General features: G+C 71.9%; 15 protein-coding genes. 9 read left to right on the top strand and 6 right to left on the bottom strand.

All coding sequences use genetic code 11. From position 1 onward, the window contains the following. Position 1: 1 nt before the first annotated feature. Positions 2-1,234, bottom strand: a complete 1,233-nt coding sequence (locus tag ACZ4AA_RS12505; protein WP_467599772.1) for an MFS transporter — start codon at positions 1,232-1,234, stop codon at positions 2-4. A gap of 207 nt (positions 1,235-1,441) precedes the next feature. On the opposite strand from ACZ4AA_RS12505, the gene ACZ4AA_RS12500 reads away from it, so the two are divergent. The 4 genes from ACZ4AA_RS12500 (at position 1,442) to ACZ4AA_RS12485 (ending at position 5,009) form a co-directional block, all read left to right on the top strand. Beyond that, on the top strand, positions 1,442-2,449 hold the full coding sequence (locus tag ACZ4AA_RS12500) for an ArsR/SmtB family transcription factor (RefSeq protein ID WP_467599769.1): 1,008 nt from the start codon (positions 1,442-1,444) through the stop codon (positions 2,447-2,449). Between the two features lie 9 nt (positions 2,450-2,458). Further along, positions 2,459-2,965, top strand: a complete 507-nt coding sequence (locus ACZ4AA_RS12495; protein ID WP_467599766.1) for a glutathione peroxidase — start codon at positions 2,459-2,461, stop codon at positions 2,963-2,965. Positions 2,966-3,047: 82 nt separating this feature from the next. Beyond that, a complete protein-coding gene (locus ACZ4AA_RS12490) occupies positions 3,048-3,896 on the top strand; it encodes a MerR family transcriptional regulator (RefSeq protein WP_467599763.1) in 849 nt (282 codons plus the stop codon). Positions 3,897-4,073: 177 nt separating this feature from the next. Further along, positions 4,074-5,009 carry an alpha/beta fold hydrolase gene (locus ACZ4AA_RS12485; protein ID WP_467599760.1) on the top strand — a complete coding sequence of 312 codons (936 nt, stop codon included), beginning with the start codon at positions 4,074-4,076 and terminating at the stop codon, positions 5,007-5,009. A gap of 19 nt (positions 5,010-5,028) precedes the next feature. Here ACZ4AA_RS12485 and ACZ4AA_RS12480 read toward each other — a convergent pair whose 3' ends face one another. Together ACZ4AA_RS12480 and ACZ4AA_RS12475 are read right to left on the bottom strand one after the other, a co-directional pair. Beyond that, positions 5,029-6,993 carry an MFS transporter gene (locus tag ACZ4AA_RS12480; protein WP_467599757.1) on the bottom strand — a complete coding sequence of 655 codons (1,965 nt, stop codon included), beginning with the start codon at positions 6,991-6,993 and terminating at the stop codon, positions 5,029-5,031. 202 nt (positions 6,994-7,195) lie between these two features. Next, positions 7,196-10,057, bottom strand: a complete 2,862-nt coding sequence (locus ACZ4AA_RS12475; RefSeq protein WP_467599754.1) for a D-alanyl-D-alanine carboxypeptidase family protein — start codon at positions 10,055-10,057, stop codon at positions 7,196-7,198. Between the two features lie 222 nt (positions 10,058-10,279). Between ACZ4AA_RS12475 and ACZ4AA_RS12470 the strand changes: the two genes are divergently transcribed. From ACZ4AA_RS12470 to ACZ4AA_RS12460, 3 genes are all read left to right on the top strand, one after another. Next, positions 10,280-11,038, top strand: a complete 759-nt coding sequence (locus ACZ4AA_RS12470; RefSeq protein WP_467599751.1) for a GOLPH3/VPS74 family protein — start codon at positions 10,280-10,282, stop codon at positions 11,036-11,038. 509 nt (positions 11,039-11,547) lie between these two features. Continuing rightward, positions 11,548-12,405, top strand: coding sequence for a helix-turn-helix domain-containing protein (locus ACZ4AA_RS12465; RefSeq protein WP_339129937.1), 858 nt, complete (start codon positions 11,548-11,550; stop codon positions 12,403-12,405). Between the two features lie 282 nt (positions 12,406-12,687). Beyond that, the gene (locus ACZ4AA_RS12460) at positions 12,688-12,897 is read left to right on the top strand and encodes a DUF397 domain-containing protein (RefSeq protein ID WP_467599748.1); all 210 of its coding nucleotides are present in this window, start codon (positions 12,688-12,690) and stop codon (positions 12,895-12,897) included. Positions 12,898-12,997: 100 nt separating this feature from the next. On the opposite strand, the gene ACZ4AA_RS12455 is transcribed toward ACZ4AA_RS12460, so the two are convergent. Further along, on the bottom strand, positions 12,998-13,837 hold the full coding sequence (locus ACZ4AA_RS12455) for a hypothetical protein (protein WP_467599745.1): 840 nt from the start codon (positions 13,835-13,837) through the stop codon (positions 12,998-13,000). 106 nt (positions 13,838-13,943) lie between these two features. Here ACZ4AA_RS12455 and ACZ4AA_RS12450 point away from each other — a divergent pair, with 106 nt between their 5' ends. Both ACZ4AA_RS12450 and ACZ4AA_RS12445 read left to right on the top strand, forming a co-directional pair. Beyond that, a complete protein-coding gene (locus tag ACZ4AA_RS12450) occupies positions 13,944-14,729 on the top strand; it encodes an SDR family oxidoreductase (RefSeq protein WP_467599742.1) in 786 nt (261 codons plus the stop codon). A 333-nt stretch (positions 14,730-15,062) separates the two neighbouring features. After that, complete coding sequence (locus tag ACZ4AA_RS12445; protein ID WP_467599739.1) at positions 15,063-16,634, top strand: sodium:solute symporter family protein; 1,572 nt, start codon at positions 15,063-15,065, stop codon at positions 16,632-16,634. A gap of 22 nt (positions 16,635-16,656) precedes the next feature. Here ACZ4AA_RS12445 and ACZ4AA_RS12440 read toward each other — a convergent pair whose 3' ends face one another. Together ACZ4AA_RS12440 and ACZ4AA_RS12435 are read right to left on the bottom strand one after the other, a co-directional pair. Further along, positions 16,657-17,772 carry an ADP-ribosylglycohydrolase family protein gene (locus ACZ4AA_RS12440; protein ID WP_467599736.1) on the bottom strand — a complete coding sequence of 372 codons (1,116 nt, stop codon included), beginning with the start codon at positions 17,770-17,772 and terminating at the stop codon, positions 16,657-16,659. 76 nt (positions 17,773-17,848) lie between these two features. Further along, entirely contained in the window at positions 17,849-20,443 is a 2,595-nt protein-coding gene (locus tag ACZ4AA_RS12435; protein WP_467599733.1) for a bifunctional FO biosynthesis protein CofGH, read from the bottom strand. Between the last annotated feature and the right edge of the window lie 21 nt (positions 20,444-20,464).

The raw sequence follows: 20,464 nt of genomic DNA, 5'->3' as shown, positions 1-20,464 counted from the left end.
TTCAGGGAGAGTTCATCTCCGATTGCCGTCCCCGTGGTGCGGACGGCTCCGGACGTTGACCGTCCGGGGACGCGGTGCGGTGGCGGAGCAGCGCGGGGGCCAGGGTCAGCGTGACGGCGACCGAGGCGGCCGCCATCACCGTCATCGCCGTCGCGGGCGAGGCGAGTTGGGCGATCCCGCCCGCCAGTGCCGCGCTCACCCCCTGGAGGGTGACCATGCCCGCCGTGTGGAGGCCGAGCGCGTGGCCGCTGAGTTCGTCGGGGATCAGGGCCACCAGGCGCTCCTGCTGGATCAGGCTCGCCCCGAAGCCGACCGAGGCGAGAGCGGCGAGGGCGGCCGCCACGGCCACGCCCGGACGCAGGACGAAGAAGAGGTACGGCGTCGCGAGCAGCAGCAGGAACGGGACGCCCAGGCGGGCACGGATCCGGGGCGGCAGCAGGCGTCCGGTCGTCACGTCCCCGGCGAACATGCCGAGGGCCGCGAAGGCGAACAGGACGCCGGCCCTGCTCGGCGCGTACGACACGTACAGCGATTCACAGCCCACGACCAGGCCGTTCGGCACCCAGAGCGCGAGATAGAGGGTGCGGCGCTCCGGCGAGGAGAAGAGGCGGGCGTTGGCGTGCCAGGTCCGGGCGACGGACGGACGGCCGAGGACCCGGGGCGCCCGGGGGGTCAGGCCGAGCCGGGCGGTCAGGGCGGCCGCCAGATACAGCCCGGCCGCCAGCAGGAGGGTGGCGCGCGGGGACAGCAGGGCCACCAGGACGCCACCGGTCGCGTACCCGGCGATCTGGGCGATCCCGCTCATCATGTTGAACACCGAACGCCCCAGCAGGTAGCCCTCCTTGGCGAGGATCTCGGTCAGCAGGCCCCACAGGACCCCGCCGCCGAAGGACTGGACGAGGCCGAGGAACAGGAGCAGCGCGAAGACCGCCGGGACCGGGAGACCGGGGATCGCCATGGCCGCCGTGCCGAGCCCGAAGAGGAACGCGATGCCCGCCACCGTGGCGCGCGGGGGCAGTCGGTCGGCGGCCGAGAGCAGGGTGGCAGCGCCGATCAGCTGGACGAGCGAGGGGCCGAACATGCTCAGCGCGGTGAGCAGCGGCGAGCCGGTCGCCCGGTACACGAGGGTGCCGAGGGCCAGACCGCTCACCGTGGAGGCGGTGGTGCGAAGGCAGGAGGACAGGAAGAGCGGGGTGAACTCCCGCGTGCGGAAGAGCTCGGAGTAGCTGCGCATCCGCGGAGTCTGTGGGCTCGTACGGGCGGCCGATAGTGTTTCGCACAGCGGCGAAACGTCCGGGGACACTCCGGGGAAGCGGGCGGTCCTGAGACGGGAAGCGGGCGGTCCGGAAACGGGAAAGCCGGGCGGGGACGGGAAGCCGACGGCCCGGGGACAGGCAAACCGGGCAGGGACGGGGACAAAGAAGCGAGGGCGGGGGCCGACATGGGCTGGTGGCAGGTGAACGCCGACACCCTGGCCGGAAGCCGCTTCGTCCTGTCGCCGCTCGCCGAGACGTTCGCCGCGCTGAAGCTGCTGCACGTCGGCACCGCCGCGCACCCCGGTGAACGCGCCTGGCTGGACGCCCACCTGCCGGCGTACCGCGGGCGGCTGGCCGCCGACCCGGTCACCGCTCTGCTCGTGCGCTGCGGCCTCGGACGGGAGTGGATCGCCGACTTCCTCACCCCGGCCCCGTACGGCGACGAGACCTTCGAGACCGAGGTCGCCCGGGTGCGGGAGGTCCCGCCCGTGGAGGCCCGCGGCCATCTCGTCCGCGCGGTGGGCGGCCCGCTGCCCGCCGCGCTCGCGGACCGCGACGATCTGCCCGGGCGGGCCGCCGCGCTGCTCACCGCCGTCTGGGAGGAGTCCGTACGCCCCGACTGGGAGCGGCGGCGGCGGATCCTGGAGGCCGACGTGGTGGCGCGGACCGCGCGGCTGGGCCAGGGCGGCTGGGCGGCGGCGCTGGACGGGCTGCGGCCCGGGACGCGCTGGCTCGGCGGCAACCGGCTCCAGGTCAACCTGCACGAGTACCCGCCGCGCGAGATCTCCGGCGCCCAGCTCCTCTTCGTGCCCGTCACACCGACCGCCGGATGGGTGTCCTGGGAGGAGTCCCGCCGCTACGCCGTGGTCTACCCGTGCTCGGGGGCGCTGGCCGACGCGGGGGGCGCGGTGGTCCCGGAGAGTCTCGGGGCGCTGCTCGGGACGGCCAGGGCCGGGGTCCTGGTCCGCCTCGACTCGCCGCTGTCCACCAGTCAGCTGGTCGCCGTGACCGGGCAGGGGCTCGGGTCGGTCGGCCGGCATCTGCGGGTGCTCCTCGACGCGCGGCTCGTGGAGCGGCGGCGGGCGGGACGGTCGGTGCTGTACTCGCGGACGGCCGCCGGTGAGGTGCTTGTCACAGCGCAGCGCGACCGGCGGTCCCCTGGGACCGGCGGGGGCGCCGCCTACCGGAGTTAGCATCCGTTTATGACTACTGACAACACCGGTTCCTCTGTCCTCGCCATCGAGATCGGGGCCCTCCAGGGGGGTTCCGCCGACCTGTCCCAGTACGCGGGCAAGGCCGTCCTCATCGTGAACGTGGCCTCCAAGTGCGGACTGACCCCCCAGTACGCGGGTCTTGAGCGGCTGCACGCGCGCTACGCCGACCAGGGCTTCACCGTCCTCGGCGTGCCCTGCAACCAGTTCCTCGGCCAGGAGCCCGGCAGCTCCGAGGAGATCGCCGAGTTCTGCTCCGCGACCTACGGCGTGACCTTCCCGATGACCGAGAAGGTCGAGGTGAACGGTGACGCGCGGCACGGCCTGTACGAGCGTCTGACGGGCACCGCCGACGCCGAGGGCCACTCCGGCGACATCCGCTGGAACTTCGAGAAGTTCCTGATCGGGCGCGACGGCACGGTCGTCGGCCGCTTCTCGCCGCAGACCGAGCCGGAGGCGGCGGAGCTGGTCTCCGCGGTCGAGAAGGCCATCGGCTGAACAGCTGTTGACCTTGCCCCTGGGGCAAGGGGGAGCGTCCCTGTCACCGGGCGGAAGGCGCCCGGTGACGGAGGATGACAGGGTGGACGAGGACCTGCTCACCATCGGCGCGTTCGCCTCGCGGGCGCGGCTCTCGGCGAAGGCGCTGCGGCTGTACGACCGGCTGGGTCTGCTGACCCCGGCGCATGTCGACGAGGTCAGCGGCTACCGCTACTACCGTGCCGAGCAGACCGAACGGGCCCGGCTCGTCGCGCTGCTGCGCCAGCTGGACATGCCGCTGGCGCGGATCGCGGACGTGGTGGAGGCGCCCGGTCCGCGGGCGGCCTCGCTGCTCGCCGCGTACTGGGACGGCGCCGAGGCCCGGTTCGCCTCGCAGCGGGCGCTCGCCGGTTACCTCCGTGGACGTCTTTCCGGGAGGAGTTCCGAGATGTACGAGAAGTTCGCCGTCGAGAGGGCCGAGGTGCCCGAGCAGGTCGTGCTGAGCGAGAAGCGGCACGTCCTGGCGCCCGAGCTGCCGGTGTGGATCCCCGGCTCGCTGGGACGGCTGGAGGAGGGCGCGGGCGAGGCCGGGGGCGTCTCCGGACCGCCGTTCGTCGTCTACCACGCCGAGGTCAGCATGGAGAGCGACGGCCCGGCGGAAGCGTGCGTGCCGGTCGCCGACGAGGCCGCGGCACGGGCCTGGGCGGAGCGGCAGGGCCGGGCCACCGGGGCCACGGTGCGCGTCGAGCCGGCCCGGAGCATCGCCTTCGTCCGCATCACCAAGGCCCAGGTGGCCCACCCGCAGATCCTCGCCGCGTTCGAGGCGGTCGAGGCCTGGGTCGGCGAGCGGGGGCTGTCCGTCGACGGGCCCTGCCGGGAGATCTACTTCGCCGACTGGGACGCGGCCGGCCCCGGGGACCCGGTGTGCGACGTGGCGTTCCCGGTGAGGTGACGGGCTCCCCCGGCCGCACCGCCGGGTGACAGGAGGCGAGGGCGTTGCGCGGCTGCCGCGCAACGCCCACCTTCGTGTGATGCAGCGCCCACCTTCGTGTGACATTGCGGGCACCGCACCCGGGAGCCGTGTACGAGTTGGGAGTTTCGGTGGTCTCGTCCCTCTCGGGAGTTCGCTGTGCCTTCTGTCGCTTCCTCGGTCCCTGTTCTCGCCCCGGTGCCGGGAGGCGGGGCATCCACGGAAGTGGCGGAGTACCGGCTCTCGTGGGAGGGCTACGGGTACACCGCCCGGGTCGCCCGGCACGGCTCCCCCGTCACCGAGCCGCTGCTGGTGCTCGGGGGGTCCGACCAGACGCGGTACTCGTGGATGCGGCACGAGCGCTGGCTCGGTGAGCTCGGGACGATCGTCACGGTGGATCTGCCCGGGTTCGGGGACGCGGACTTCCTGCCCGCCGAGCACGGGATCGGCTTTCTGGCCGAGTGCGCGGGCCATCTGCTGCGCGAGCTGGGGCTCGGCCCGGTGAACCTGTACGCGGGCTGCTACGGCGGGGCGGTGGGACTCCGGCTCGCCCAGCGGTATCCGCATCTGCTGCGCAGGATCGCCGTGCAGGGCATGTCGGACCACATCCCGCGCTGGTTCGCCGAGGCGCTCGTGGGATGGATCGGGCTCCTGGAGCAGGGCCGCGTGGAGGAGACCGCCGAGGAGTTCGTACGGTGCTTCGTGCCGCCGCCCGGCGACCGCACCGTCCGCAAGCACGCGGCCCTGACCCGGCTGATGTACCAGCAGTTCGCGGCGCAGAGCGAGCACGCCGTCACCGTGACCGTCGAGCGGAACCGGCGGCTGCTGGCCCACGAGTGGTACCGGCGGGCGCCCGTGCCCGCCGTCCCGTACCTCGTGTTCACCGGCGAGCACGACACGCTGACCACGCCCGACATGGTCCGCTCGGTGGCGGCGGACCTGCCGGGCGCCTGGTTCACCACGATCGCGGAGTGCGGCCATCTGGCCCATCTCCAGCGGCCCCAGGACTTCTGCGATCTGCTCGTCCGCTTCTTCCGCGACGCCAGGCCCGAGGACTCCGGCCTGCCGTACTGCGGTCCGTTCGAGCGGTTCTAGGGTCGGCGGGGCCCGGGGCTCAGCGGAGCTCCTCCGGGCACGGGGTTCCCCTGGGGAGCTGGTAGGGGGCCGCGAGCCGGTAGGTGCCCGGCTTCGGGGCGAGCAGCTCCGTCCAGATGTCGCCCGCCGCGGTCTCCTCCGTCGGCATCAGACAGCCGTTGAGGTTGTCGTACGTCCTCGGGGTGCCGTTCGGGCGGTGCTTGGAGGCCTTCGTCTCCTGGGGCGCCTTGAGGCTCTTGCCCTTCTCGTCGACGACGCTCAGCCACGGCGAGTACGGGATGCGGATGAGGATGCGGCCCGCCTCCTTCACCTCGATCGTCATCTCGCCCTGCTCGGCCAGGTCGACGACGGCGTGCGGCTCGGCGAGCGGCGTGGGGTCGGTGACGGTGAAGAGCTGCCAGTTGGCGTCGCCCCAGATCTGCCGGAGATAGGGCATGCCCCGCTGGACGAGCTCGCGCTCACGCTGGCCGCCGTCGCCGTCCGGTTCACCCTTGGGCAGCACGACGTAGCGGATGGCCCAGCGCTGGAGCCACTCGTGGTAGTTCGCGGAGTTGAGCGTGTCGTCGTAGAAGAGCGGGTTGCGCTCCATGTCGGCCTGCCGGTTCCAGCCCCGGGCGAGGTTCACGTACGGGGCGAGGGCGGACGCCTCGCGGTGCGAGCGGGCGGGGACCACCTCGACGCGGCCCTTCTCGGCGTCCGCCAGCTGGAGCTGGTGGACGAGCGGGGCCAGCTCGCGCGCCCAGGAGGCCGCGGGGGTCGTGTGCACGATGTCGTCGACCGTCTTGACGCCGATCCATCCGGTGAACACGGCGAAGGACAGGACGATGCCGTACCACCGGCGTGACTTCGGGACCGTGAAGGGCAGCGCGGCGATCAGGGCGACACCGGCGAAGAGCATCGCCAGGCGCGTGATGTTCGAGCCGATCTGGGAGCTGATGAGCCAGACGAGGAGCACGGAGAGGCCGTAGACCCCCGCCGTGATCCGTACGGTCGTCCACTCCTTGGGGACCAGGAAGTACACCGCGGCGGCGGACCCGAACGGCAGGAGGACCGAGAAGAAGGTCATCGGCTGGGTGCCCGAGAAGGGGAACAGCAGGGCCGAGAGCCCGACCACGACCGTCGGGGCGATGCCGAGGGCGTAGGCACCGGGGCGGCGCTTCTGGAGGAACATGGCCGCGGCCAGCAGACCCACGAAGAGTCCGGCGACCGGCGAGGCGGCCGTGGCGAGCGCGGCCAGCGGTGCCGCGCACAGGGCCTTCGCCCAGCGTTTGTAGCGCCAGCGGTGGGGCCAGCAGAAGACGACGGCGACCGCGCCGAGCGCGAACGCCGTGCCCAGGCCGTAGGTCACCCGGCCCGAGATGGCGTTGCAGAGCAGCGCGAAGACACCCGCGAGCGAGGTGGCGACCGGGTTCCGGACGGCTCGGCTGCGGACGAGGATGAGCGTCAGCAGACCGGCCGAGATCGTCCCGGCGATCATCATCGTCGTCCGGACGCCGAGCACCGACATCAGATACGGCGACACCACGCTGTAGGAGACCGGGTGCATACCGCCGTACCAGGCGAGGTTGTACGCCGAGTCCGGGTGACGGCCGACGAACTCCGCCCAGGCGTCCTGTGCCGCGAGGTCACCACCGCTGTTCGCGAACGTGAAGAACCACACGATGTGGAGGACGCCCGCGAAGACGGTGAAGGAGAGGACGGGGTAGCGGCGCAGGAGATCGAGGGGCTTGCGGCCGGTCGGCTCCGTGGGCTCGGCCGCCCCGGCCGACTCCGTCTCCTCGGCCGGCCCGGCCGTCCCGGTGGGTTCCGCGGACGGCTCCGCCGGCTCGGTCCCGCCGCGCTTCCCGGCGGGGTCATCGCCCGGGTCCGCGTCCGCTCCTACGTCACGGACGGCCTCGCGGGTGCCCGCGTGCAGCGGTATTCGCGGGCCCGTTCCCTGGCCCGCGTCCGCGTCGTCGGCGTGTGTCGGCTCCGCTGTCGCCACTGCAAGGTTCTCCCGCTGTCCCGTGGTCCGTTCTGGGCCGGGACCCGCGGCTCGCGAGCAGCCCCGATGAGCGCGACGCTAGCACGCACTCCGCCGGACGGCCCCCGTGTGGGGCACCGTCCGGCGGAGTGCGGTGCGGGTGACGTGGCCCGCCGTACGTCACCGGTGCGTGCGCGCGTACGTCACCGGTGTGCGCGGCGGCTCAGCCGACGCGGGTCAGCTTCGCGCCGAAGCCGGGCTCGGCGAGGTCCGACCGGAGCGCCACGGGGATCCGCACGGCCTCGCTGGACCCGTCGCCGACCCTCAGCTCGCCGACGACCGTGCCGGCCTTGCCGGTGTGCGGCACGGGCGAGGTGCCCTGGCCGATGCTCAGCCGGGTCTTCAGGCCCGGCCAGCCGATCGCCGTCATGTTCTTGGTGGCGACGACCGGGGTCCGGCCGCCGAGCTGGTCGTCCACGTACCCGACGACCTGGCCCTTCTTCACCACCATGGCGGTGACCAGGCTCTTCTGGACCTTGTCGATCAGCTTCTGGCTGTTGACCAGCGCCAGGTGGAGGCTGTCCCAGACCTTGCCGGTACCGGCGTTCTGGTTCATCACCGCGCCGTAGATCGTCTGTGTCCTGCCGTCCACGACCTTGGTCGCGGCCCACACCAGGTTGCCGCCCGCGGGCGTCGACGAACCGGTCTTCAGACCGATCACGCCGACCTGCTGGACCAGCAGGTCGTTGTTGTTGTAGATCGGGTTGGCCAGGCCCGGGATCTTGGCGCTGGCCATTCCGACGATGCTGCGGAAGACGTCGTTCTTCATGACCTGCTTGGCCAGCTTGATCTGGTCGGTGGCCGTGCTGACCGTTGTCTTCTGGAGACCGCTCGGGTCGGTGTACGTGGTGTTCGTCATGCCGAGGTCCTTGGCCGCGGCGTTCATCTTGGTGACGAACGTCTTGCTGTCGGAGTCCCAGCGGGCGAGCAGCCGCGCCACGTTGTTGCCCGAGGGGATCATCAGCATCTGGAGCATCTGGCGCTCGGTGAACTGCTGGCCCTTCGACATCGCCGCCGTCGACTCGTCCGGCAGCTTCGACTCGTCCTCGGCCTGCTGGTCGACGGTGATCTTCTCGCCGTCCTCGTTCCCCTTGAGCGGGTGCTCCTGAAGGATCACGTACGCCGTCATGATCTTGGCGACGCTCGCCGTGGGGGACGGGGTCTGCTTGCCGTCGGTCCCGAGGCTGCCCACGCCGTCCACCTCGATCGCGGACTGGCCCTGACCGGGCCAGGGCAGGTCGAGGGTGCCGCCGCCGAAGGTGTACGTGCTGTCGGCGCTCAGCGCGAGGGCCGGGGTCGGCAACGGACGGAAGGCCTGCGCGACTGCAAAGATCACCGCGAGCAGGAGGACCAGCGGGGTCCAGATCTTGACCCGCCGCACCAGGGTGCGGACCGGGGTCTGCGGCGGCGGCGGCGTGTTCGTCAGCTCGGCGAGCAGGTCCAGCGGGGGCTTCGGCGGAAGCGGCAGCTGTGTGGTGCGCTCCGGGCCGACCTGCGGGATGGCCGCGGTGGCCGCCGCGGGCCGGTCGACGTGCTTGGGGGCGGGCGTCGGCGCGGCGGGGCGCTTCGGCGCGGCGGGGGCGGGGGCGGCCTTCGCGGCGGCGGGCTTCGCCGCCGGCTCGGGCTTCGCGGCGGGCTCGGGCTTCGCGGCGGGCTCGGGGGCGGGCTTCGAGCGCGCCGGCGGGAAGTCGTCGAGCCGGTTGAGGGGGACGAACTTGCTGGTGCGCACCGGGGTGCCCGCGGGCTTGGCACCGGGCTCGTCGGTGTCCTGGCCGGCGGGCTTGTCGGTGCGCTTGTCCGCGGACTTGTCCGTGGGCGCGTCCGTCGGTCCGGCCGTGGGCTTCTCGTCGGCCGGCTTCCGGGCGGCGCCGCCCAGCTTGAGCATCGTGGTGGGCTGGTCCACGGCCGGGCGCCGCGGGGTCTTGAAGACGGCGGTGGGCTGATCGACGCGGCGCTCGGGGGCGGGGGCCTCGTCGGCATCGGTGTCCGAGGTCTCGTCGGTCACCGCGTCGGAGGGCTCGTCGGACGTGGCGCCGGAGGTCTCTTCGGGCGTGGCGCCGGTGGGCTCCGCGTCCGCGGGTTCGTCCGTCGGGGCGTCCACGGGCTCGTCGGTGGGCTCGGAGCCCCCGACGCCGTCGGAACGGCCCTCGGGGGTGGCTACGGGGGCGGCTACGGGCTTGTCCTCGGGCGCGGCGTCCTGCGGCTCGTCCCCGGACTCGGGGTCGTCCTCGTCAGAGTCGGCGGACGCCTCGGTGTCGGTGTCGGTGGACGCGTCGGAGTCGGGACCGGAGGCGGGTTCGGTGGTCTCCCCGTCCGTGCCGGACGCCTCGTGTGACGCGTCGGACCCCTCCGGAGCGCTCTCGTCCGTCGCGGAGGCCTCCGAGGACTCGGAGGCACCCGGCTCATCGGCGGGCTCACCGTCGACGTCGGCGTCAGCCCTGGCGTCGGCATCGGCATCGGCGGCGTCAGCCTCCGTGCCGTCCGTGTCGGCGTCGGAACCGTCCGGGTCACCGTCGGTGGCGTCGGCCTCGTCCGTGGCCCCGTCGCGGCCCTCGGAGCCCGCGTCGGCGCCGGAGCCCGCGTCGGTGCCGCTCTCGGTGTCGGCGTCGGCCGAGTCCGGCTCGTCCGATCCGGCGACCCACGCGGCGACCGCGGCGCGCAGCCGGGTGTCGCCCTCGGCGTTCTTGCCCCCGGACGCGCCGTCGCCTTCGGCGGACTCGGAGACACGCTCCGGCTCCGCCGTACGGGGGGCGTCCGCCTTGGGGGCCGCCTCACCCGACAGCGCCTTCGTCGAGAACACCGCCGTCGCCTGATCCACCCGTACCGTGGCGGCCCGCTCGCGGGCCATCGCCATCCGGGGGTCGGCCGGAGCCGGGCTCCGGGTCGACGTCGACGCCGGCGCGGCCGCCCGCGCCGGACTCGGAACCGACGCCGGGGCCTCCGGCGTCGCTTCTGCCGACGACGCCGACGACTCGTGCTGCTTCGACCTGTCGGGGGACTCGCCCGCCACCGATGCCTCCTCCATGCGGCGCGCGCCCTCCGCGCGCCGAAAACGAACCGTCAAACCCTTGAACCGCCGCCCGGACACCGCTGTCCGAACCATGTACCAGTGTCCTGTGCCAGGGCTCGACCCATGCGGTAGACGAGAACGACATACCTGCCGGTTCCCTCATATTCCGGTCACGCGCTCTCGACAGACCAATGTGAGAGGGGTCACCCTGTCATTCATCCACGCGGGGAGGCATGGATGGGCAAGAGCCGCAGAACAATTCCGGAGGAGCTTCTGCTGCTGGCGTTGGACCCGACCACGGGTACCACCGCGCAGCCGCAGTCGCTCGACCTCGGTCTGGCCGGAGCGCAGCTAGTGGAGCTGGCGCTGGCCGGACGGATAGCCCCAGACGGGGATCGTATCGCCGTGGTGGTGCCACGGCCGACCGGAGATCCAACACTGGACTGTGCGTTGGAACTCCTTCGCCGCCGCGGGGCACCCGTACGCGCGGTCAACTGGATCGGCGGACCCCGCCTGGGGCTCCGTCAGACCTACCTCTCGCATCTGGAGAGGTGCGGCATGGTCCATGCCGTGGCCGGCCAGATGTGCGGGGTGCTTCCGACGACTCGCTACCAAGCGACGGACACGGACATCAGCCGGGAGATCCGAACCCGGCTGGACAACGCGATCCGCACCGGCGTACCGCCGGATCCGCGGACCGCGGCGCTCGCCGCTCTGGCCCACGCGGTCGGTCTCGGCAAGCACCTGTATCCGGGGAACGAGGGACGATCGTCCCGGTCCCGGCTGCGGGACCTGATCAGGCACGACCCCATGGGCGGACTCGTGGCGCACGCCGTGATGGACGTCCAGAGCGGTGTGGCCGCACAGCCGCGCCGCAACCCGGCACCACCGGCAGGCCGTCCGGCCACCGCCGGAGTCAGGTCCGCACCGGAGACCGCGCGCGGTGTTCCGGCGCAACCGCGCCATGGTTCGATGGCGCGCGCCGTGGCGCACTGAGCCGCGGGCCCCGAGGGCCCGCTTCAGGCACCACCGGCAGCATCCGCGGCGAACAGCACGCCCGCCGCCCACGCCGCCGGTACAGGCACCACCAGCACCACCAGCACCGCCATGAGAAAGCCAGCGCCGCACCGCAGTCCCCATGATCCGGTTCGGGAGCCGCAGGTTCGCGCGGGGCGGCTGGGACCGTACGTCCGGACGACGACACGGCCCCGGCGCCCCGCGCGACCGCATCCGAGGAGAGGACCGTCCGCGAGCGGGCCAGGCCCCGCGGGGAGAGCGCACCCGTCCGCGTCCGACCCGGGCGCCGGCGGTGATCTCCGCGGTCCTTCACGGGAGTTCGCGAGGTCCGGAACGACGCCCCATGGCCGCGTATACACGCAGATTCCGCGAACTTGCGCCCACCCTGCGCATATACGCCGTTTCCCAGCGGTAGAAAGCACCTTGGTGGCAATCTGCTCAACAGCAGATACGCAAAGTACAGGCCCGCAGCCGGAGGTGCACGTCCCGTGGCGTCAAGTGTCAATCCCACCGTCCGGCGACGCCGGCTGGGCCAGGAGCTTCGGCGGCTCCGCGAACTCAAGGGCATGACGGCCGAAGAGGTCGCCGAGCGTCTCCTCGTCTCGCAGTCGAAGATCAGCCGGCTGGAGAACGGCAGACGCAGTATCAGCCAGCGCGACGTCCGCGATCTGTGCGGGGTCTACGAGGTCGAGGACCACCGGATCGTCGACTCGCTGATGCAGATGGCCAAGGACTCGCGCCAGCAGGGCTGGTGGCACTCCTTCGGCGACATCCCGTACAGCGTCTACATCGGTCTGGAGACCGACGCGGCGAGCCTGCGGGTGTACGACCCCCAGGTCGTCCCCGGCCTGCTCCAGACCCGGCAGTACGCCGAGGCCCTGATCGCGGGGGCACTGCCGGAGACCGCGCCCGCCGACATCGACAAGCGCGTCCAGGTGCGGATGAAGCGGCAGGAACGAATCTCCGCCCCCGACAACCCGCTGCGCCTGTGGACCGTCCTCGACGAGTCCGCCCTGCGCCGCGCCGTGGGCAACCGCTCGCTGATGCGCGAGCAGCTGGAACACCTCGTCGAGCAGTCCCAACTCCCGCACGTCACCGTGCAGGTGATCCCCTTCGACATGGGCGCGCACCCGGGTCTCAACGGCCAGTACGCGATCCTGGAGTTCCCCGACGCGGCCGACTCCAGCGTCGTCTACATCGAGGGCGTGACCAGCGACCTGTATCTGGAGAAGGCGAACGACGTCCAGAAGTACAGCGTGATGTACGAGCACCTGCGGGCCCAGGCCCTGAACGTGGAGCAGTCGCGGCAGTTCATCGCGGACATCGCGAAGGATTACGCGCGCTGATCGGCGCGGAGGCGGCCTCACGGGGGCGCCTCCGCCGATGAGTGGCCGGACCCTACACTGTCGCCGCCCCAGCGGGGAAGACCCCCATGGAATATGCCATCCAGTCGAGTGAATAGTCGCTTCGCCAGCCGATGTTGGCGAGTAGCGTCGATCACGCCATCGAGCAACGACGTTGGCGCAATCCGGACTGCGGGTCTCCTGACGGATCCGTAGCCCGGTGACCGTGCGCCGGCGGCTTCATGGCGGCAACTCATCGACGAACGACAGCTTTCTGGAGCGATCATGGCAATTCAGCAGGGCGCCCTCGACACCTGGACCAAGTCTTCCTACTCCACCGGCAACGGCGCCTGCGTCGAGGTCAAGTCCCCGGTCGTCTCGGCGATGGCCGTCCGGGACTCCAAGGTCCCCGCCGGCCCGACCCTGGCCTTTCCCGCGGATGCCTGGAACGTCTTCGTCGCCGACGTGAGCCGGGCGGCGTCCGGTCTCGTCTGACCCGTATGGCCGGACAACTTCATAGGTTCCATCGACAGAGCCCTCTCGTCCGGCCCGCCGTCCTGGCCGAGAGGGCACCGCTCTTCCCTTTTGGCCCGGTTCACCTCAGCTGGTTCACGTAGGTGTCCGTTCCCGGGATCGTGGGGACGAACGGGGCCACCAACTCCACCTTCCCCAGGCCCGATTCGGCCACGGCCTCGTCCAGGCCCGTGAAGTGCGTCTCCCAGCACTCACGGGGATCCGCCTGGAGGAACCACAGCAGGGTCAGCCGGGTGTCGACACCCTCGACCTGCTTCACGTACGTCATGCGGTCGCCGGGGAGCGGGGTCGGCCGGAAGACGGTGACGAGGGCTGCGGGTGAGCCCGCCAGCCGCCTCGGGAGGTGGCGGGAGCGCAGCCACTCCAGCAACTCGGCGCGCCGCGCGGGGGATTCGGCGTCGACGACCTCGACCACGAGGCCGGCGTAGGGGTGGTCGAGGGCGTGGAAGTCACGGGGGCCTGCGGCACCGTCGCGGTAGACGGTGGCCTCGTGGTCCTGGAAGGCCGTGAAGACGTGCGTACGGTCCTGGTAGACGCGGCCGTCGCGGTTCAGCCGCTTGTTGATGCCGACGGTCCACCTCATGTGGTCGTCGTAGCGGCCGTCGGTGACCCAGTAGGTCGAGATGTAGCAGCCCGCGGTGACCGGCTGGGCGACGGCCGACTTCTCGGGGTAGCGCAGCAGCTGGAGGTCGCGGGTGGCCACCCAGCGGCGTCCGGCGTACATCCACGGCATGGCCATCGCGCCCGCGTAGTAGTGGTCGTCCTCGTACCAGCGGTTGTAGGCGTACTCGTGGCCCGGGTGCGGTTCGACCAGGGTGATCAGGGCGTGGCCCGGGTGGACGCCGTACGGGCCGAGGGCGGCCAGTTCCGCGTAGGTCTCGCTGCGGGTCTCCTCCGGCATGACGAACCCCTTCCTCTCCTGGACGTGCGCGGGACTTCCTTCCTCCGCCGGACGCCCATACCCTGACGCCCCGTCAGACAATGCGCCAGAGCCGAGGAGGCCCCGGATGTCTTTGCTCACCGGCAGGACCGTGGTGGTGTCGGGTGTCGGAGCCGGGCTCGGCCATCAGGTGGCGGCGGCCGTGGTGCGCGACGGCGGCAACGCGGTGCTCGGGGCGCGCACGGAGGCGAACCTCGCCAAGTCGGCGGCCGAACTGGACCCGGACGGCGCGCGCACGGCGTTCCGGGCGACGGACATCACCGACGAGGGGCAGTGCGAGGCGCTCGCGGCGCTGGCCGCCGAACGCTTCGGGCGGATCGACGCGGTGGTCCATGTCGCCGCCTGGGACAGTTACTTCGGCGGCCTGGAGGACGCCGACTTCGCGACCTGGCAGGCGGTCATCGACGTGAACCTGCTCGGCACGCTGCGGATGACCCGCGCCTGCCTGCCCGCACTGAAGGAGCGCGGCGGTTCGGTCGTCGTCATCGGTACCCAGTCGTCGGTCGCCGCGCCGAGCCAGGTGCGCCAGGCGGCGTACGCGGCCTCGAAGGGCGCGCTGACGAGCGCGATGTACTCCCTGGCCCGCGAGCTCGGCCCGCACCGGATCCGGGTCAACACCGTGCTGCCCGGCTGGATGTGGGGCCCACCCGTCGAGGCGTACGTGCAGTTCACGGCGTACACGGAGCAGGTGCCCGAGGCGGACGTCCTCAAGCGGCTCACCGAGCGGATGGCACTGCCCGAGCTGGCCACGGACGGGGACGTCGCGGACGCCGCGGTGTTCCTGGCGTCCGACCGGGCGCGGGCGATCACGGGGCAGTCGCTGCTGGTGAACGCGGGCGAGATCATGCGGTAGTCGGTGCGGCCGGCGGCCCCTCTCCCAGGCGCACGGGACCCGCATCCCGTACGGCTGTCGCGTTCTCCTCACTGGGCAGGTCTGGCGAAGTGCCCGCCCATGGTGTGGCGCACGTCACGAGCACGACAACCGCCGGGTGGGTAAAGTGGAGGCAAAATCGTTCTGCTTTCTGATCTGCGTTCATATCTGTGACCGTGCGAGGTCTTGACCGGCCGGTCGGACCGGCGGTTCAATCCCCGAAGTCCCCGCTCCCGCACGGGGCAGCCCGATGCGTCCTGGCGAAGTGCCGTCCGGCATCAGCAGGTTCACAAGGCTGACCCCTGGAGGGGGCACATGAACGGTCTCGACTGGGCCGTCCTGGTCGCGTACTTCGGCGTGATGACCGCGATCGGCGTCTGGTCCCACAAACGCGTGGACGACGTCGGCGACTTCTTCACCGCGGGCGGCAAGATGCCGTGGTGGCTGTCCGGCATCTCCCACCACATGTCGGGCTACAGCGCGGTGATGTTCACCGGCTACGCCGGCATCGCGTACACCTACGGCATCACCTCGTACGTCACCTGGGCGCTGCCCATCGCCATCGGCGTGGCCATCGGCGCCAAGGCCTTCGCGCCCCGGCTCAACCGGCTGCGCTCCCGGCTGCACGTCGCCTCACCCCTCGAATACCTCAAGGACCGCTACAACGTGCCGACGCAGCAGGCGCTGGCCTGGTCCGGCATCCTGCTGAAGATCGTGGACGTCGGCGCGAAATGGGCGGCCATCGCCACCCTGCTCAGCGTCTTCACCGGCGTCACGCTCACCCAGGGCATCCTCATCACCGGCGGCATCACGGCGGTGTACTGCACGATCGGCGGTCTGTGGGCGGACGCGCTCACCGAACTCGGCCAGTTCGTGATCCAGTTGCTGGCCGGTGTGTCGATGCTGGTCATCGTGCTGAACAAGATCTCCGACCAGGGCGGCCTGTCCAAGGCGCTGGACTCGCCGAAGCTGCACGGTCACGCGAACGGGTTCGCCGGTCCGTATCTGACGGTGTTCTTCATCGCGTACCTGTTCATCAAGCTGTTCGAGTACAACGGCGGCATGTGGAACCAGGCGCAGCGCTACATGGCCACCGGGAGCGCCAAGGAGGCCACGCGGTCGGCACTGCTGTCCGCCGGGCTGTGGTTCGTGTGGCCGGTCGTCCTGTTCATCCCGATGTGGCTCTCGCCGCTCCTGGTCACGGCACAGAAGCCGGACGGCTCGGACGCGTACGGCCTGATGACCGAACAGCTGCTGCCGCACGGGCTGCTGGGCCTGGTCGTCGTCGGTTTCTTCTCGCACACGATGGCCATGTGCTCCTCGGACGCGAACGCCATCTCGGCGGTGTTCACCCGCGATGTGATGCCGGTGCTCTCACGGGCCGCGCGTGCCTGGGACACCCGGGCGGGGCTCATCGCGGGCCGCGTCACCACGGTCGCCTTCCTCGGCTTCTCCATGGCGGTGGCGACCCAGGTCAACTCCCCCGCGTTCAAGGACATCATCACCGTCGTCATCAAGTGGGTGGCGGGTCTGATGGGGCCGATCGCGATCCCGTTCATCCTGGGCCTGCTGCGGCCGTTCCGCCGGTCGGGCCCGACGGCGGCGCTGACCAGCTGGGCCTGCGGGCTGCTCGCCTTCTTCCTCGTCAACTACCACCTGGACTTCTCGCAGCGCACGGATGTGAGGCTGGAGTACCAGGTCTCCGTCCCGATGGTCATCTCCCTCGTCCTGTACGTCCTCATCGGCTTCCTGCGGCCCGAGGACACCCCGGAGCGGGACGCGGTCATCGAACTGATCAACACGGACGACGACGGCTCGGCCGCGGCGGCGATCCCGGCACCGGCGGGAGCGGCGGAGGGCGCGGTGGGCACGCCGGTGAAGGACTAGGTCCCCGACCGTCGCCGGACCCTCAGGCGCGCGGGTAGCGGGTGAGCCAGGCCGGGGACGAGCCGGCGGGACCGTGCAGCGCGGGCCCCTGGGTCATCTCCATCGCGAAGTCGTCCGCGAGGACCAGCACCGTGGGACGGCCCTCCAGCTCGGCCAGCCAGGCCGGCGGAAGGGCCGTCTCGCCGTGCAGCGCGCCGAGCAGACCGCCGGTGAGGGCACCGGTGGCGGCGGAGGGCCCGCCGTGGTTCACCGAGAGGCACAGGCCGTGCCGGACGTCCTCACCGACCAGCAGGCAGTACACCGCGGCGGCGAGCGGCCCCTCGGAGACGCCGCTCACGGCGAGTTCCTGGACCCGCTCGGGCGAGGGCATGCCCTGCCGCACGGCGCCCAGCGTTTGCTGGAGCGCGGCGGCCACCGGCTGGTGCCCGGGGCGGACCGCGAGCAGCGCGAGGGTCTGCTGCACGGCCGCGTCGGGGTTCTCGCCGCGGGCGAGCGCGTGCACGATCACGGCGTACGCGCCCGCCGTCAGATACGCCGAGGGGTGGCCGTGCGTCTGCGCGGCGCACTCCACCGCGAGCTGCATCACGAGCTGCGGCTCCCAGCCGACGAGCAGCCCGAACGGCGCGGAACGGGCGGCGGCCTCGGCCCCCGGCTCACCGGGGTTCTTGGGCGCGTCCAGGGTTCCCATGATCTCGTCGGCGAGGCCGAGCAGACAGGCCTTGGCCGGGTCGCGGCGGGCGTAGAGCCACTCCTCGCGGGCCAGCCAGCCGTCGTCCTTGCGCCGCTCGTCGGGTCCCCAGTCGGTCTGGGTGGCCGCCCAGCGGCGGTAGGCGCGGTGCACGTCGGACGGCGGATGCCAGGCGCCCGTGTCGCGGCGCACCTGGGCGCGGACGAGCCCGTCGACGCCGAAGAGAGAGAGCTGGGTCAGATGGGTGAGAGCGCCGAGCCGGCCGTACGCCGGGGCGAGTCCCACCAGTCCCTCGGCGCCGTAGGTCTCCCGGATCGACTCCAGGGAGAGCCCGTCGACCGGCGCCCCCAACGCGTCGCCGACGGCCGCGCCCAGAAGCGTCCCGCGGACCCGGCTGCGGAAGTCCTGCTGCTCGCCCCGCCCCCAGACGGCACCGGCTGTCGCACCCACCGAGACCTCCCGCGGCACTGTCCGTACATACGTCCGACAGGTCGGCACAATAGTCGAACGGGAACCGCCGGTCCCCTCAGTCCAGCACCGGCAGCAGCTCGGGCAGATGGCCGTCGGAGGCGGTGGCCGCGAGCTGCCGCTCCTGCGGGACCTCGCCGTAGAGCGTGGTGCGAGGGCGGGCGGGGCGGCCCGCCGCCTCGGCCACCGCGATCAGGTCCTTGACCGACTTGTAGGAGCCGTAACGGGAGCCCGCCATACGGGAGATGGTCTCCTCCATCAGCGTGCCGCCCAGGTCGTTGGCACCGGAGCGGAGCATCTCGGCGGCACCCTCGGCGCCCAGCTTGACCCAGCTCGTCTGGATGTTGGGGATGTGCGGGTGCAGCAGCAGCCGGGCCATCGCCATGACCGCGCGGTTGTCGCGGGTCGTCGGGCCGGGGCGGGCGATGCCGGCCAGGTAGACGGGGGCGTTGGTGTGGATGAAGGGGAGGGTCACGAACTCCGTGAACCCGCCGGTCCGCTGCTGGATGCGGGAGAGCGTGCGGAAGTGGCCGAGCCAGTGCCGGGGCTGGTCGACATGGCCGTACATCATCGTGGAGGAGGAGCGGATGCCCAGTTCGTGGGCCGTGGTGACGACCTCGATCCAGGTCGCCGCGGGCAGCTTGCCCTTCGTCAGGACCCAGCGCACCTCGTCGTCGAGGATCTCGGCGGCCGTGCCGGGGATGGTGTCCAGGCCCGCCTCCTTGGCGGCGGTCAGCCATTCGCGGATGGACAGGCCGGTGCGGGTCGCCCCGTTCACCACCTCCATCGGCGAGAAGGCGTGGACGTGCATGCCGGGGACGCGTTCCTTGACCGCCCTCGCGATGTCGAAGTACGCCGTGCCCGGCAGGTCCGGGTGGATGCCGCCCTGCATGCAGACCTCGACCGCGCCCACGTCCCAGGCCTGGGCGGCGCGGTCGGCGACCTGCTCCAGGGACAGCGTGTAGGCGTCGGCGTCCGTGCGGCGCTGGGCGAAGGCGCAGAAACGGCAGCCGGTGTAACAGACGTTGGTGAAGTTGATGTTGCGGGTGACGATGTACGTGACGTCGTCCCCGACCGCCGCCCGGCGCACGTCGTCGGCGATCCGGCACAGGGCGTCCAGGGCCGGGCCGTCGGCGTGCAGCAGCGCGAGGGCCTCGTCGTCGGTCAGTCTCGTCGGGTCGTCGGCCGCGGTCGCCAGGGCCGCCCGTACGTCGGTGTCGATCCGGGACGGCACCATCCCGGGGGCCGCGGCCTCCTTCAGCGCCGCCCAGTCGCCGTACACGGTGTCGAAGTCCTCGCGGCGGTCGCCGGTGCGGCCCTCGGTGTCGACGGTGCGGTGCAGGTCGGTGCGCCCCGAGGACGTGAAGGCCTCCTCGGGCTCCTGCCAGGGCCGGCCCTCGACCACCGCGTCCGGCAGCGCGAGGCCGGTCTCCGGGTCCGCGAGCGCCCGTACGTGCGGCAGCAGCCGCGGGTCCAGCCAGGGCTCGCCGCGCCGCACGAACTCCGGGTAGACGCAGAGCCGTTCACGCAGCTCGAAGCCCGCCTCGGCCGACCGCTCGCGCAGCAGCTCGATCTGCGGCCAGGGGCGCTCGGGGTTCACATGGTCGATGGTCAGCGGCGAGACCCCGCCCCAGTCGTCGATCCCGGCGCCGATCAGCCGTCCGTACTCGCCGGCGACCAGGTTGGGCGGCGCCTGGAGGCAGGCGGACGGGCCCATGATGTGCCGGGCGACGGCGACGGTGGCGATCAGCTCGTCCAGCTCCGCGTCCGGCATACCGCGCATCGCGGTGTCCGGCTTGGCGCGGAAGTTCTGGATGATCAACTCCTGGATGCCGTGGTGGGCCCGGACGATCCGGCGCAGCGCGAACAGCGCGTCCGCGCGCTCCTCGTACGTCTCGCCGATGCCGATCAGCAGCCCGCTGGTGAAGGGCACGGAGGAACGGCCCGCGTCCTCCAGGACCCGCAGTCGCACGGCGGGCTCCTTGTCGGGGGAGCCGTAGTGGGGGCCGCCGGGCTCGGACCACAGCCGGGTCGCGGTGGTCTCCAGCATCATGCCCATGGACGGGGCGACCGGCTTCAGCCGTTGGAAGTCGGTCCACGACATGACACCCGGGTTCAGGTGCGGCAGCAGGCCCGTCTCCTCCAGGATGCGGATCGAGATGGCCCGTACGTAGGCGATCGTGTCGTCGTAGCCGTGCGCGTCCAGCCATTCGCGGGCCTCGGGCCAGCGGTCCTCCGGCTTGTCGCCGAGGGTGATCAGGGCTTCCTTGCAGCCGAGTTCGGCGCCCCGGCGGGCGATGTCGAGGACCTCGTCCGGGGACATGAACATCCCGTGGCCGGCCCGGCGCAGCTTGCCGGGGACCGTGACGAAGGTGCAGTAGTGGCACTTGTCCCGGCACAGCCGGGTCAGCGGGACGAAGACGCTCTTGGAGTACGTGATGACGCCGGGCCGGCCGGCCGCATCGAGGCCCGCGTCGCGCACCCGCGCGGCGGAGGCGGCCAGGTCGTCCAGGTCCGTGCCACGGGCCTGGAGCAGCACGGTGGCCTCGGTCAGGTCGAGCGCGACGCCGTCCCGCGCGCGCCGCAGCGCTCGCCGCATGGAGTTCGCCGTCGGCCCGGATCCGGGAGTCGCGCCCGTAGCGGAGGTCGTCATCCTTCGAGCATACGGTCGAGG

Source organism: Streptomyces sp. NPDC024698 (assembly GCF_055559015.1).
The sequence above is the reverse complement of the archived record's forward strand: the minus strand, read 5'-3'. Positions and strand labels throughout refer to the sequence as shown.